Raw genomic sequence first — 13,390 nt, forward strand, 5'->3', positions numbered from 1 at the left:
AGGTGGATTGGGAGGCAACTACCGGGCTTACGTGCCCAGCCCGCCTGTTAGTTGCCGGGGCGGACGGTACGGTTAAGCTTACTCGTAATCCGGCCATCGGCCACTTCCGCTTTCGGCCTCAACTGCCGAATCCCCAGTACATTTACAGCCCCGCATTGGGAATCTTTTGATTTTTTCTTTTATGACGCAGGTTTTTACCCGCTCGTTTTTCGTGGCTCTCGGCGCGCTGCTGGCCACCAGCCAGGCGCCTGCCTGGGCCCAAACCGCCACGGTCACGCCCATCGGCACCATCCAAACCAGCGGCGCGCTGGCCACGGCGGGCACCTACACCATTGAGGCCGTGGTGACGGGCGTGTACGCGGGCCTGAGCCCGGCCGGCTTCTACGTGCAGAACGACGCCGCCGGTGCCGACGGTGACCCGGCTACTTCCGACGCCCTGTTTGTGGTGCAAACCAACCCCACGGTGGCCGTCGGCAGCAAGCTCCGCATCACCGGCGCGGTACAGGAAATTGCCAGCACGCCGTCCTTCAACCAGGCTGTGCTCACTAGCCCCGTCATCACGGTGCTGGCGGCCAGCAGCGCGCTCCCGACCTTCACTATTCTCAACAACGCCACCTTTTCCAGCCTCGACGCCGAGCAGTATGAAGGCATGCGGGTGCAGTTTTCGGCGCCCGTGACGGTGGCCGACGTGGCGGCCGTGAAGTCGCGCGGCGAACTCACCATCTCGACCCAGGGCCTGGTGTACCAGCCCACGCAGTTCGTGGACCCAAACGACGACCCGGCCAGCGGCACCAGCAGTACCGGCACCACCAACGTGCCCGCCGTGAACGCCTACCAGGCCGCCAACACGGCCAAGTCATTGGTGCTCGACGACGGCCGCGCCGCCACCAACCCCACGCCCATCCCCTACCTCGACGCCGCCACCGGCACCGTGCGCGTGGGCAGCACCGTGGCGCAGTTGCGCGGCATCATGGGCTACGGCAGCAGCAAGTGGCGCATCCAGCCGCTGGCCGGCACCGACGCGCCGCAGGTGACGACCGTGCGCCCGCCGGTACCCACCTTCAGCAACATCGACGTGAAGCTAGCCAGCATGAACGTGCTCAACTTCTTCAACGGCGATGGCGCGGGCGGCGGCTTCCCCACCTCACGCGGGGCCCTCACGCTGGCCGATTTCCAGCGTCAGCGCAGCAAAATTCTGGCCGCCCTCACCCAGATAAACGCCGACGTGTTTGGCCTGATGGAAGTGGAAAACGACGGCACCCGGGCCATTTCGGCTGTGCAGGACCTGGTGAACGGCCTGAACCAGGCCCTGGGCGCGGGCACCTACGCCTTTATCGACGACGGCGGCCTCTATACCCAGCCCAACAATACCGACCTGATTCACTGCGTCATCCTCTACAAGCCCGCCGTGGTGACGCCCTACGGCAACTTCCTGTTGAGCACCACCACGGGCGTGTTTGAGCGCCCGCCCATTGCCCAGCTCTTCACCACCAACCGCCCCGTGGCCACCCGCGACACTTTTGCCCTTGTAGTAAACCACCTCAAGAGCAAGGCCAGCGGCAGCGGTGCCAACGCCGACCAGCAAGACGGCCAGGGCGCCAGCAACCTGCGCCGCAAGCAGCAGGCCGCCGCCCTCGTGCAGTTCATCAACACCGTGGTGAAGCCCGCCGGCACCCGCTACGTGGTGAGCGTGGGCGACTACAATGCCAATTACGAAGAAGACCCGATGGACATTCTGCGGGCCGCGGGCTTCGTGCTGGGCAGCCCGGCCGCCAGCGCCTCCTACCTCTTCAACGGCCTCAGCGGTTCGCTCGACCACGCCGTGCTCACGCCCAACCTGGTGGGCCACGCCGCCGTGGAAAAGTGGCACATCAACGCCGCCGAGCCCGAATTCCTGGAATACGATGTGGCCGGCGCCGCTACCGACATCACCAGCCCCTTCCGCTCCTCCGACCACGACCCGGTGCTCATCGGGCTGAATTTCCGCAATATCGTGACGGCCGCGCTGGCCCCCAAATCCGCCACCGCGCGCCTGCAAATTTTCCCCAACCCCGCCCCCGGCGCCTTCCACATTCGCATCGCCAACCCCGATGCGCGGCCCCTGACACTGGAGGTGCTGTCGGCGCTGGGGCAGCCGGTACTGGCCTTGCGCGGCACGGCGGCCGAGGTGCAGGCGGAGCTGGCGCGGCGCACGGGCGCGCTCGCGCCGGGCGCCTACTTAGTGCGGCTGCGCAGCGAGGGGCTGAGCGAGGTGCATCGGGTGGTGAAGGAGTAGGTTTGTTTATTTGATTTGAGATAAAAGGAACGTCATGCTGAGCGCAGCCGAAGCATCTCTACCGCAGTAGTAAATCTGATTACTCTAGCGGTAGAGATGCTTCGGCTGCGCTCAGCATGACGTTCTTTGTGGTTCACTTCACCACCATGAAACCGCCCCGCCGCAAGCCTGCCCCTGCCCTACGCAAACCCGACCGATTCCCCGAGGAAAACGTGGCTACCGGTTGGGACGCTCGCCACCTGCTGGGCCACACCGAATTCGATGAGTACCACTTCATCAACTGCGATTTTGGCGGGGCCGATTTGAGCGGGCTGCGCTTCAGCGAGTGCCGGTTCGAGCGCTGCAACCTGTCCTCGGCCAAGCTGGCGGGCACGGCGCTGCAAAACGTGGCTTTTGACGAGTGCAAGCTGCTGGGGCTGCAGTTTACGGCCTGCCGCGACATGCTGTTTGGCGTGCACTTCGACCAGTGCCAGTTGCGCTATGCCTCGTTTGCGGGGCGCACCATGCCGGGCACGCGCTTCGTGGGCTGTGGCCTGGAAGAAGCTGATTTTGCCGACGCCGACCTGACCAATGCCTTATTTCAGGACTGCCCAATGGGCGGCGCAGTGTTCCAGAATACCCGCCTGTCGGGCGCCAATTTCACCTCCGCCACCGGCTTCGTCATCGACCCTGAGACCAATCCGCTGCTCGGGGCCAAATTCACGTTGCACGGCCTGCTGGGCGTGGTGGCCAAGTTTGGGCTGGTGGTGGAGTAGGTGGGGCGGAATTGGTTGTAACTGGTTTATCAGGCCGTCATGCAGAGCGCAGCGAAGCATCTTTACTGCAACAGTAATCAGATTTACTATTGCAGTAAAGATGCTTCGCTGCGCTCTGCATGACGTTTCATAAAAACCTTTATTCCCCGCCCCGCGCCCCGGGCCAAAACCCCTCCCTAAACTTCCGGTTTCGTTTGTGGCTAGTAGATTGCGGAGGAATTCCCATCTATGCCCGAAAGTGGCGGCTTCATGTCCGGGCCGCATCCTGCTTTCGGTAAATTGTCAGCACCACGGGCTGGTCCGTTTCGGGCCGCGCGCTGGGGCCCGTGAGCGGTGGCGCAGGCCCCGGCACGGGTATTTTTTCACTTTGCTACAACGAACAGATGGCCAACCGGCGCGCCTCTATCACTGACCTGGCCAAGACGCTGGGACTTTCTCCCTCCACTATTTCGCGGGCCCTGAGCGACCACGACGACGTGAGCGAAGCCACCAAGGCCCGCGTGCGCCAGCTGGCCGAAGAGCTGCACTACCAGCCCAACCAGCTGGCCGCCGCCCTGCGCCGCGGCCGCAGCAATACGCTGGGCGTGCTGGTGCCGCACATCACGGGACACTTTTTCCCGCAGGTGGTCCACGGCATTGCCACCGAAGCAGCCAAGTTGGGCTACAACGTGATGATTTGCCAATCGAACGAAGACGCCCGCCAGGAGCAGAAAAACATCGACCTGCTGATGAACTCCCAGGTGGAAGGCATTCTGGTGTCGTTGGCCAACACCACGCAGAGCTTCGGCCACTTCGAGGCGGTGCGCCAGCAAAATATTCCGCTGGTGTTTTTCGACCGCGCGGTGGAAGACTTCAGCGGCAGCAACGTGAGCGCCGTGGTCATTGACGATTACCAGGGCGCCTACCAGGTGGTGACGCACCTCATCGAGCAGGGCTGCACCCGCATTGCCCACTTCAGCGGCCCGCTGCACCTGAGCATCCACAAAAACCGCCATCAGGGCTACCGCGATGCCCTCACCGCCCACGGCCTGCCCGTGGATGAGGAGCTGATTGTGTTTTGTGAGATGAACCAGAAGGGCGGCACCCAGGCCATGCGCCAGCTCCTGAAGCTGTCCCAGCGCCCGGACGCCGTGTTTTCGAGCAACGACTTGGCCGCCATCGGCGCCATTCAGGCGGTGAAGAGCGCCCGCCTGCGTGTGCCGCGCGACGTGGCTGTGGTAGGCTTCAGCAACGAGATGTTCACCTTGCTCACCGAGCCCATGCTCAGCAGCGTGGACCAGCGTTGCGAGCAAATGGGCAAAACGGCCGTGCAACTGCTGCAAAAAATGCTCAAAGGCGGCCCTAACCGCCAGACCCCGCCCAAGCCCATCGTGCTCAAGCCCAAGTTGCTGGTGCGCGAGTCGTCGCAGAAGCGGTAAGTGCAAGGTTGTAGCGTGGACTCTGCGAGTCCGCGCCTATCGGAAGTGGAACTGTTTGCCCATGCGCGGACTCGCAGAGTCCACGCTACAACCTTGCGCCGCCTGAAAACCGTAGGACGCCAAGCCATTCGGCCCGCTGGCTTGTTATAAGCAGCGGACTCCTACTGCTTTTCGATGACGCCCACTACCACCGCCCCGGCCCCCAAGGCCACCATGCTCACGCCGTTTACCATCGCCATTTTCCGGGCCATCTGGATTGCGGGTTTGGTGAGCAACGTGGGCACCTGGATGCAGAACGTGGCCGGCGTGTGGCTCGTCACCACCCTCACCACCTCGGCCCTGCTCGTGGCCATGATGCAGGCTGCCACCAGTTTGCCGGCCTTCCTACTGAGCATGCCCGCCGGCGCCATGGCCGACCTCGTGGACCGGCGCCGGCTGTTGCTCTTCACACAGGGCTTTATGGCGGTGGTGGCCAGCGCGCTGGGCGTGCTCACGCTCATGGACAGCGTGTCGGCGCTGGGCGTGTTGGGGTTCACGTTTCTGCTGGGCATGGGCGCGGCCCTGAATTCGCCCATCTGGCAGGCCGTGACCACGGAGCTGGTGCCGCGGCCGGTGCTGCCGTTTGCCATTACGCTAAATGGCGTGAGCAACAACATTGCACGGGCCATCGGGCCTGCCATTGGCGGGGTCATCATTGCGTATTACTCGGCAGGCTGGGTGTTTGTGCTGAACGGGGTGTCGTTTCTGGGCACCTGGGCGGTGGTTTATTTCTGGAAGCGCGAGCAGGAAACCACTAGCGGGCCGGCCGAAAACTTCACCGGCGCGCTGCGGGCCGGGCTGCGCTACGTGCAGTATTCGCCGGCCATCTACGGGGTGCTGGTCCGCACGTTCGCGTTTTCGTTTGGGGCCACGGCCATGTGGGCGCTGGTGTCGGTGGTCATTGCCCGGCGCCTGCACCTAAGCTCGGGGCACTACGGTGTGATGCTGTCGTGGCTGGGCGCGGGGGCCGTCACGGGGGCTTTTCTGATGGGCCGGGCGGGCTCACGGCTGAGCTTCAACCAGCGCGTGCTGCTGGGTGTGCTCATGTTTGCGGGCACCAATGTGGCGCTGGCCCTCGTCTCGCAGATTTACCTGCTGTATGCCGTGATGTTCTTCTCGGGCATTGCCTGGCTTATGGTGATGACCAGCTTCAGCACCACCGTGCAGCTAAACGTGCCCAAGTGGGTGCAGGCGCGGGTCATCAGCGTGTACATGCTGGTGTTTCAGGCGGGCATGTCGTTGGGCAGCCTGGCCTGGGGCGAGTTGGCCGACCACCTCAGCCTCGAAACTTCGCTGCTGCTGGCCGCCGGCTGGATGCTGGTGAGCACGCTGCTGGCCCTGCCCTTCCCCATGCGCCCCGCCGAAGGGCTGGACCTGGCCCCCGCCGAGCACTGGCCCGACCCCGAAACCGAAGGCCTTATCGACCCCGACGACGGCCCCGTCATTGTCATGATTGAGTACCACGTGGAGCCCGCCGACTGGCCCGCCTTCCGCGCCGCGGCCGAGCAGCTTAAGCGGCTGCGGCTGCGCGATGGCGCCCTGCGCGCCGGCATGTTTGCCGATGTGGCCCACCCCACACGCCTCACCGAGTTCTACCACGTGGCCACCTGGGGCGAGCACCAGCGCCAGCACCACCGCTTCACCAAGGAAGACCAGGTGGTGGAGGCCCAGGTGCTCCGTTTCCACAGCGGGCCGGAGCCGCCGCGCGTGTCGCACTTTCTGGCCTTCCCCAAGGCTTCGAATGTGGAAATGGCCACGCCCATGCAAACGCAGGAAAGCCAGCGGTGAGGAGTCCGAAATCTATAGAACGGTCATGCTGAGCGCAGCCGAAGCATCTCTACCGCAGCAGTAAATAATTCCGTTGCGCGGTAGAGATGCTTCGGCTGCGCTCAGCATGACCGTTCTTTTTGATAGTTTAGCTTGTTCCCGCAACTTGATAGCTTGTTCCCGCAAGGCAGTCAACCCTTGCCTTATTTCACGCGCCGTTTCTGGTCGAGCCAAGCGTTGGCAGCGCCTTCGTCGATGAAGCGGGCGTACTGGAAAGGGGCCGAGGCGCCGGGCGCTTTTTTGGGCACGCTGGGGTCTTCGTCGAGTTCGACCAAGTGGTTAGGCAGCACCAGAAAGGCCACGAAAAGCTTGCCGCCCATTTCTTTCTGCACCCGGGGCAGAAAGCTGGTTATCACCCATTCGGGGCCGTTGCGGCTGCGGTCGGTACGGCGACGGGCGTCCATCAGCCAGTGGCGGCAGTCGTGCTCTTGGGCCGCCAGGCGCATGGTTTCGTAGCCTTCGCGCAGTTGCTCGTCGGTGATGGAGTTCAGCCAACGGCCGATGAGCAGGCACGAATCGGGCCGGTAAACGACTTGTAGAAAAGCAGTAGAAGCGAGTTCCTGATACATAGCAGAAGACATTCCGGCGTCCATCAGGGGCAGTCGGCTCGATGCCCAAATCTACGCACCGATTCCAGCTTCGCGGCCACTCATTTTTTGGCAGGTTGCGGCTTCGGCTGGTCTGGCTAGGCTGAACCAGCATCTGTGCCAGCCGGCGCGGGGCTGCGCTCCCACAGCTGCTTGAGAAACTCCTGCTCGGCCAGCCACTGGCTTTGCCGGTTCAGAATCCATTCCTCCGAATCCTGGTTTTCAGCGCCCTGCGCGACGCGGGACAGAGGCTTGAGACGCTCGGCAGCAAAGGCCAGACAGGCCCGTAAATCGTCGGTTTCCAGCTCCGGGTGCCGGGTCAGGATTTCAGCTTCCGAGGTGCCCGCGGCCAGCCATTCAAGCACCTGCCACACGGGGTAGCGCAGGCCGCGCACAGTGGGCTGCCCCTGGCAAATGGCGGGATGAACGGTAATGCGGGGAAACACCGGAAACTTCATGCTACCAAAACTACGCATTTGCCACGTGGCTCACCAAATGCCTATGGCCGGGTTAAGCTCCTTTTTAAAGCACCTTCTCCAAATCGGCGGGCTGATTGATGCGCACGGGCGCTTCGGCCTCGGTCAGCGTGCCGAAGCCGTAGGTGGCGAAGATGAAGGGCACGCCCGCGCCCTGGCTGGCCGCCAGGTCGCCGGGCGTGTCGCCCACGTACACGGGCGCTTGCAGGCCGTACTGGGCCACTATTTCGCGGATGTTGTCGGCCTTGGGCAGCAGCTTGGTGCCGAAGCACTGGTGCCCTTCGAAGAAATGGCCTAGCCCGCTGTGCTTGAAAAAGGCGTCCACGTAGCCCAGCTGGCAGTTGCTGACGATGAACAGCCGGTAGCCCTGGCCGCGCAGGTAGCGCAGGGCATCTTCCAGGCCGGGGTAGGGTGCGCCGCCGTGCTCCTCAGCCGCGCTCAGTTCGTGCCGGGCGCAGAGGGCTCGGTACTCGTCCAGCTTTTCGGCCGGTAGCTTCGGAAATAGCCGCTCATACACCACGGTGTAGGGCTGGCCCGTTACGGCCTGCACATCCGCTAGGGTCACATCGTTTTCGATGTAATCAACACTATTTCTGGCAGCTTGAAAGGCTTTGGTAATGCTGGCGGAGGCATCCCAGAGGGTGCCGTCGAGGTCAAAAATTACACTATCAAATTGGGAAGGCATAGATTCAGTTAGCGGTAGTTAACAGATAGAAGGTCATGCAGAGCGCAGCGAAGCATCTTGCTCGCAATAAGTAAACCAATCATCAGAGTTAGTGGTGGCGGGCAAGATGCTTCGCTGCGCTCTGCATGACGTTCTGTTACTCGTTACTCGTACAAATCCTGTGGGTCGGCGGCGGCCAGCTCTATCAGGAATTGGCCAATGTTAGAGGTGCAGGCTTCCAGAAAAGCGGCGCCTTTCTCGGCTGTAGCGGCGGCGGGGTTGCCCACGCCGGTATCGGCCGAAACTTTGCTCCACTCGCGCTGGGCCCAGGCCCAACCCTGGCGCAGGGCCGCAATGCGGAATTGCTTGGCGGCGCCGTCGCCGGCTTCGGCCAGCGGGCTCACCAGTTCGGGCACGATGTGCAGCATGGCGCTGGTTTCCAGCTCGTCGGCGTGGTCGCCGGGCGCGCCGAAGTAGTGGTTGCGGTCGGCGGCTTTAAACCAGTTGAGGGTGCTGAGAAACACCGTGGGGAACTCGGCCTGCAGCTCGCGCAGAATCTGGCGGAAGTCGTTGCCGCCGTGGCCGTTCAGGATGACGAATTTGGGAATGCCCTGCCGGGCCAGCACCTGCACCACGTCGCGCAACAGCGCCAGTTGGGTACTGGGGCTCATGTTGATGTCGAGGGTAATGTCGAGCTGGCCGGTGTTTACGCCGAACGGAATGCAGGGCAGCACCACCACTTTGGCGCCCTGCTCCCAAGCCTTGCGCGCCGCCTCGGCCGCCACGTAGTCCGACTGAATGTTGTCGGTGGCGTAGGGCAGATGGTAGTTGTGCGCCTCCGTGGCGCCCCAGGGCAGCACCACAACCTGATAAGCGTTTTCCTGCACGGTTTTCCAGGTGGTTTCGGCGAGGATGTAGGGGCGGGGCATGGCAGTAGAGGGAAATGGTGATGGAAAAGCAAAGGTATTGCCGGTTGGCACTGGGTGGTCATGCTGAGCGCAGCCGAAGCATCTCTACCGCGTAACTAATCCAATCATCAGGATTACTACTGCAGTAGAGATGCTTCGGCTGCGCTCAGCATGACGTTCTGTTCAGCATGACGTTCTGTTTTTCTGCTGCTACAGCCCTACCTTTGAATTAACCAACTGGTTAATTTATGAAAACCCTGGACGCCTCTACCCGCGACCGAATCCTGGCGGTAGCCAGTACGGTCTTCTACCAGAAAGGCCTGAGCGGGGCCCGCATGCAGGAAATTGCCGACCTGGCCGGTATCAACAAGGCCATGCTGCACTACTATTTCAAGAGTAAGGAGCAGCTGTTCGACACGGTGTTTCAGCAGGCGCTGGGGCAGTTTCTGGGCGGTATCGGGCAGGTACTTAATGGCGAGGCCGCGCTTCCGGCCAAGATTGAGCAGTACGTGGCCTACACCACTTCGGCCCTGGCCGAAACGCCGAGCCTCGCCGCCTTCATCGTACACGAGCTGCAGCAGCACCCCGAGCGGCTTAGCAACCAGTTCAGCGACAGCCGCCTGATTAATCTGGACGACTTTCGGCAGCAGTTGGCCGATGCCAATACGCGGTATCAGGAACCCAACGCGGCTGAGCATTTTTTTGCCAACATGGTGGCCCTGTGCGTGTACCCCGTGCTGGCACAGCCCCTGCTCAGCCGCCTCCTGCGCCAAAATGAGGCGCAGTATCGCCGCTTTCTGCGCGAGCGCGCCGCCCATATCACGCAGTTGCTGCTGGGGCAGCTGTGAGTTTTTTTTATCCATTCATTAACCAACTGGTTAGTTCAAATTCCCCCCTTTATGACAGCTCCAAGCAAACTAACCCAGCACCTCAGCTTCGGCGGGGCACTGGTTTTTCTGGTGGTGGCCATGGTGGCCGGCTATCGCAACATTGGCCTGCCGCCGGTGGTGATTGTGGGCGGCTCGGGCACGGTGGCGCTGCTGCTGTGGCGCCGCACCAACCTGGCCCGGCCCTCCGACCCGGCCCTCATCCTGCCGCTGTTTCTGCTCACGGTGGCGGCGCTGGAAGTGCACATGGTGGAGGAGTACCTCACCGGTTTCGGGCCGGCCATGAGCCGGTTGTTCGACATCAGTTGGACGGAGCGGGGCTTCCTGCTGGTGTTCGCCTTTTTCGGACCTATTCTCTACACGCTCACGGCGTTGGGGCTGTACTATCGCGTGCCGTTGGCCGGGTTTATGGCCTGGTTTATCTTCATCGGGCCGGGCGTAGCCGAGTTCACGCACTTTATTTTCCCGGCGCTGCGCCCGGCCATTCAGCCCGAGCTGGGCGGCGCCATTTCGGCCGTGGTGAGCAACGGACGCTTCGTGGCCGACATGCCGAACTACTATTTCGGCACCACCGGGCGCTATTATTTTGCCGGCATGTGGACGGCCGCGCTGCCCATGCTGCCGGGCATCTACGCCATTGGGCGGCTGCTGCGGGCGCACCGCCGGGCGCAGGCTTAGGCCGGCTGGGCGGGCCGCTCCAGCAGCACGATGGGCGCGCCATGGTAGGTGGAGCGGGCGTATTCATGAAAGCCAAATCTGGCCGCCATCTTCAGCGAGGGCACATTATCAGGGTGAATGATGCAGACCATGCGCTTCGGCCCAAAGTGGCCCGTGGCCCACTCCAAGGCCGCCGTCACGCCCTCGCTGGCGTAGCCCCGGCCGTGCACGGCGGGGTCGAGCACCCAGCCCATTTCGGGGGCCTCGCCCAGCGGCGGGTCAATGTCGCGCTTGAGGTTGAGGAAGCCGATGCCGCCCACGAAGCGGCCGCTGGCTTTCTCCTCCACCGCCCAGAAGCCGTAACCCATCACGGCCCAGTGGCCAGCACTGCGCAGCAGCAGCTTCCACACTTCCTCGGCGGGCATGGGCTCGGGGGTGAAGTAGCGGTGATAGTCGATGTGGCGGCTGATGGCAAACCAGGTATCGAAGTCATCGGCGCGGAAGCCGCGCAGGCGCAGGCGTTCGGTTTCGAGAACGGGCACAGCCGAGAGGGAAGCACTGGGAACGGGCATAGCAAACACACCATTGGGGAAGCCCAAAAGTAAGCGCAGCCGTTTGCCCATGCCGCCGCTGGCACACACAATTTCCGTTTCCACCGTTTTTCCAGAAATAAGCCCCGCACCCGAACGCAAACCGGCCCCGACGCGACGAGCACCGGGGCCGGTTTGCATTCGGGTGCGGCCTACCAGGAGCCGCTGTTGTCGCTGCCGCTGTCGAAACCGCCGCCGCCCGTGTCGCCGGATGAATTGTCGTCATAAGACGAGTTATTGTCGTCGGATGAGAAGTAGTCCGACGAGTTATCGGGGGCCGTGTTGGCGTCGGAGAAGTAGTCGGTACCGGCGTTATCGGCCGTACCGCCGTCGCGGCCCAAGAAGTAGTCGCTGGCCGCCCCCGTACCAGCACCGGCGGCGCCTGCCGCACCAGCCGCACCGGTATTAAGATTAGCGTTGTTGGAGTCGTTCGCGTAGTTGTTGCCCGAAGTATCGTGGCCCGAAGCCATGCGGTTGCCGAGGTAGGCGCCGGCCGCGGCGGCCGCGCCGGTGGCCAGCATGCCGCCCACGCCCATGCCCCCGCCGGAGTTGGGCGCCTGGCCGTAGCCGGGGCCATAGTTGCCGGGCGCTTGGCCGTAGCCGCCGCCGGGGCCGTTGGGCCGGTTGGGCAGGAAGTCGGGCGTGCCGCCGGGCGTGTTATTATACGGGCCATTCGGTGCCTGATTACTAGCGGCACTGCGGTTGCGGAACATCTTGATGACAAACCACAGGATGCCGCCAATGACCAAAGCGCCAATCAGCAGCGTGCCCATACCGAGGCCCGACGGCGCAGGTTCGGCCGGCGGCGGGGCCATCACGGGGTCGTTGGTTGTGGTGGTGGAAGTCGTGGTCTGCTGGTCCAGGTTCGACTGGCTCGGTTCGGTGGCGGCGGTGCCGGCGGCCGTGCTACCGGCTTGCTGGCCCTGAGTTGCTTTGGGGTCGGCGGCGGCCATCAGGGTGTTGAGGCCGGTGCGGAGGCCGGCGAAATAATTGCCCTGCTTGAAACTGGGGCCCATTTGGGCGATGACCTGCTGCGTCACGGCTGGCGTGATGACGCTTTGCAGCCCGCTGCCGGGCTGGATGCTGAGCTTGCGGTCCTGGGCGCTCACGAGCACCACGACGCCGTTGTTTTTATCGCGCTGGCCCACGCCCCAGGCCGTGCCGATGGCGCGGCCGTAGGCGGCCACGTCGCGTCCGCCCAGCGAGGGCACGGTCACGACCACAATCTGGGTGCCGTTGTTGTCGGCGTAGCGGCGCAGGCCGCTTTCCAGCTTCTTGGCGTCGGCCGGTGCCATTAGGCTGGCCTCGTCGTTCACAAAATGGAACGGGTTGGGCCGGGGCGGCACGTCGGAAGCACCGGTTTGCGCTGCCGCGGGCAAGCCCAGCCCGGCCGTCACAAACAGAAAAACGAGAAGCAGCAGTTTAGACATAGCACTGGGGAAGTGAGGTGGAAGAAGAAATTCTTCGGCCTTCTACGTCCTCGGTGCTGGTTTGGTACGGCATTGCTCACGCTGAACGACGTAGGGGCGGGGCTTGTCCCCGCCCGGCTATTTACGCCACTGTCCAATTTCGTTCAACGGCCGGGCGGGGCAAGCCCCGCCCCTACGTCGTTCAGCTATTCCAAAACTGCTCTAGCGTCCTGCTTTACTGCGCCACGCGCACCTTCACCACCACTTTCTTGTCCTTGTCGATGCCGTCCACTTTGATATTGGGGCGGTGCACATCCTGCGGAAAGAAGAGGTAGATGGTGCCGGGCCGGGCTTCGTACTGCGGGCCTTCGGCCGAGTAATTGGCCACGTCGCGGGCTTCGTCGTAGGGCTTGGTGACGGTGGCCGAGGCCAACGGTACCTGCCCGATTTTCTCGGCGCCCCGCACCACGTACTGCATATCGATGTACTTGCGGTGCGACTCCCAGTTGGTGTTGGCGTAGTCCTTGGTGGGGTTGTCCGTCACGGCGGCAAACACGTTGTCGCCGTCGATGGGGTATTTGCCCACGGCCAGCTGCTCCAGGTTGGTGTCGCGGAAGTAGGCGAAGGCTTTGTCCCAGGCCGCTTTGTTGGCGGTGTACTGCTTGGCGAATTCCACCTTATCCACCGATTCCTGCACGTTCAGCTTCAGCCCGTTGGCCCATACGCGGCTCCGAAACCACTTGTCGGCCTTTTTCGGCGTCCAGGCGTCGGCCGTGGTGGCTTGCGTGGCGGCGGGGCCGCTGGTGGTGCAGCCCAGCGGAGCGAGGAGCAGGACGAAGGAACCGTATTTCAGCAGCGCATTTTTCATGGAGCAACGGGGCATGAGGGAGGGATGCGG

At 63.2% G+C, this 13,390-nt stretch carries 13 protein-coding genes; 6 read left to right on the forward strand and 7 right to left on the reverse strand.

Going from position 1 to position 13,390, the window contains the following annotated elements:
• The first annotated feature begins 181 nt into the window (after positions 1 to 181).
• The 4 genes from Q5H92_RS22060 to Q5H92_RS22075 all read left to right on the forward strand — a co-directional run bounded on the left by Q5H92_RS22060 (position 182) and on the right by Q5H92_RS22075 (position 6,275).
• Entirely contained in the window at positions 182 to 2,275 is a 2,094-nt protein-coding gene (locus tag Q5H92_RS22060; protein WP_305013733.1) for an ExeM/NucH family extracellular endonuclease, read from the forward strand.
• 146 nt (positions 2,276 to 2,421) lie between these two features.
• Positions 2,422 to 3,030, forward strand: a complete 609-nt coding sequence (locus tag Q5H92_RS22065; RefSeq protein WP_305013734.1) for a pentapeptide repeat-containing protein — start codon at positions 2,422 to 2,424, stop codon at positions 3,028 to 3,030.
• Positions 3,031 to 3,413: 383 nt separating this feature from the next.
• Positions 3,414 to 4,448: a LacI family DNA-binding transcriptional regulator gene (locus Q5H92_RS22070; RefSeq protein ID WP_305013735.1), complete on the forward strand. Its 1,035-nt coding sequence runs from the start codon at positions 3,414 to 3,416 to the stop codon at positions 4,446 to 4,448.
• A gap of 174 nt (positions 4,449 to 4,622) precedes the next feature.
• Entirely contained in the window at positions 4,623 to 6,275 is a 1,653-nt protein-coding gene (locus tag Q5H92_RS22075) for an MFS transporter (RefSeq protein ID WP_305013736.1), read from the forward strand.
• A 182-nt stretch (positions 6,276 to 6,457) separates the two neighbouring features.
• Here Q5H92_RS22075 and Q5H92_RS22080 read toward each other — a convergent pair whose 3' ends face one another.
• The 4 genes from Q5H92_RS22080 to Q5H92_RS22095 form a co-directional block, all read right to left on the reverse strand.
• Positions 6,458 to 6,883 (reverse strand): hypothetical protein, encoded by a 426-nt coding sequence (locus tag Q5H92_RS22080; RefSeq protein WP_305013737.1) that lies wholly within the window; start codon positions 6,881 to 6,883, stop codon positions 6,458 to 6,460.
• Positions 6,884 to 6,999: 116 nt separating this feature from the next.
• Positions 7,000 to 7,377, reverse strand: coding sequence for a DUF433 domain-containing protein (locus Q5H92_RS26730; RefSeq protein ID WP_369811173.1), 378 nt, complete (start codon positions 7,375 to 7,377; stop codon positions 7,000 to 7,002).
• Between the two features lie 46 nt (positions 7,378 to 7,423).
• Positions 7,424 to 8,062 carry an HAD family hydrolase gene (locus Q5H92_RS22090; protein ID WP_305013738.1) on the reverse strand — a complete coding sequence of 213 codons (639 nt, stop codon included), beginning with the start codon at positions 8,060 to 8,062 and terminating at the stop codon, positions 7,424 to 7,426.
• 143 nt (positions 8,063 to 8,205) lie between these two features.
• Positions 8,206 to 8,970: a creatininase family protein gene (locus Q5H92_RS22095; protein WP_305013739.1), complete on the reverse strand. Its 765-nt coding sequence runs from the start codon at positions 8,968 to 8,970 to the stop codon at positions 8,206 to 8,208.
• A 227-nt stretch (positions 8,971 to 9,197) separates the two neighbouring features.
• Here Q5H92_RS22095 and Q5H92_RS22100 point away from each other — a divergent pair, with 227 nt between their 5' ends.
• Positions 9,198 to 9,797 (forward strand): TetR/AcrR family transcriptional regulator, encoded by a 600-nt coding sequence (locus tag Q5H92_RS22100; protein WP_305013740.1) that lies wholly within the window; start codon positions 9,198 to 9,200, stop codon positions 9,795 to 9,797.
• A 51-nt stretch (positions 9,798 to 9,848) separates the two neighbouring features.
• On the forward strand, positions 9,849 to 10,514 hold the full coding sequence (locus Q5H92_RS22105; protein WP_305013741.1) for a hypothetical protein: 666 nt from the start codon (positions 9,849 to 9,851) through the stop codon (positions 10,512 to 10,514).
• Here the strand turns inward: Q5H92_RS22105 and Q5H92_RS22110 are convergent.
• From Q5H92_RS22110 to Q5H92_RS22120, 3 genes are all read right to left on the reverse strand, one after another.
• Positions 10,511 to 11,065 (reverse strand): GNAT family N-acetyltransferase, encoded by a 555-nt coding sequence (locus Q5H92_RS22110; RefSeq protein WP_305013742.1) that lies wholly within the window; start codon positions 11,063 to 11,065, stop codon positions 10,511 to 10,513. The genes Q5H92_RS22105 and Q5H92_RS22110 overlap by 4 nt on opposite strands.
• Positions 11,066 to 11,235: 170 nt before the next feature.
• On the reverse strand, positions 11,236 to 12,513 hold the full coding sequence (locus Q5H92_RS22115) for a TPM domain-containing protein (RefSeq protein ID WP_305013743.1): 1,278 nt from the start codon (positions 12,511 to 12,513) through the stop codon (positions 11,236 to 11,238).
• A 214-nt stretch (positions 12,514 to 12,727) separates the two neighbouring features.
• Positions 12,728 to 13,375: a NanQ anomerase/TabA/YiaL family protein gene (locus Q5H92_RS22120; RefSeq protein WP_305013744.1), complete on the reverse strand. Its 648-nt coding sequence runs from the start codon at positions 13,373 to 13,375 to the stop codon at positions 12,728 to 12,730.
• Positions 13,376 to 13,390: the final 15 nt, after the last annotated feature.

The organism is Hymenobacter mellowenesis (assembly GCF_030581005.1).
GTDB lineage: Bacteria > Bacteroidota > Bacteroidia > Cytophagales > Hymenobacteraceae > Hymenobacter > Hymenobacter mellowenesis.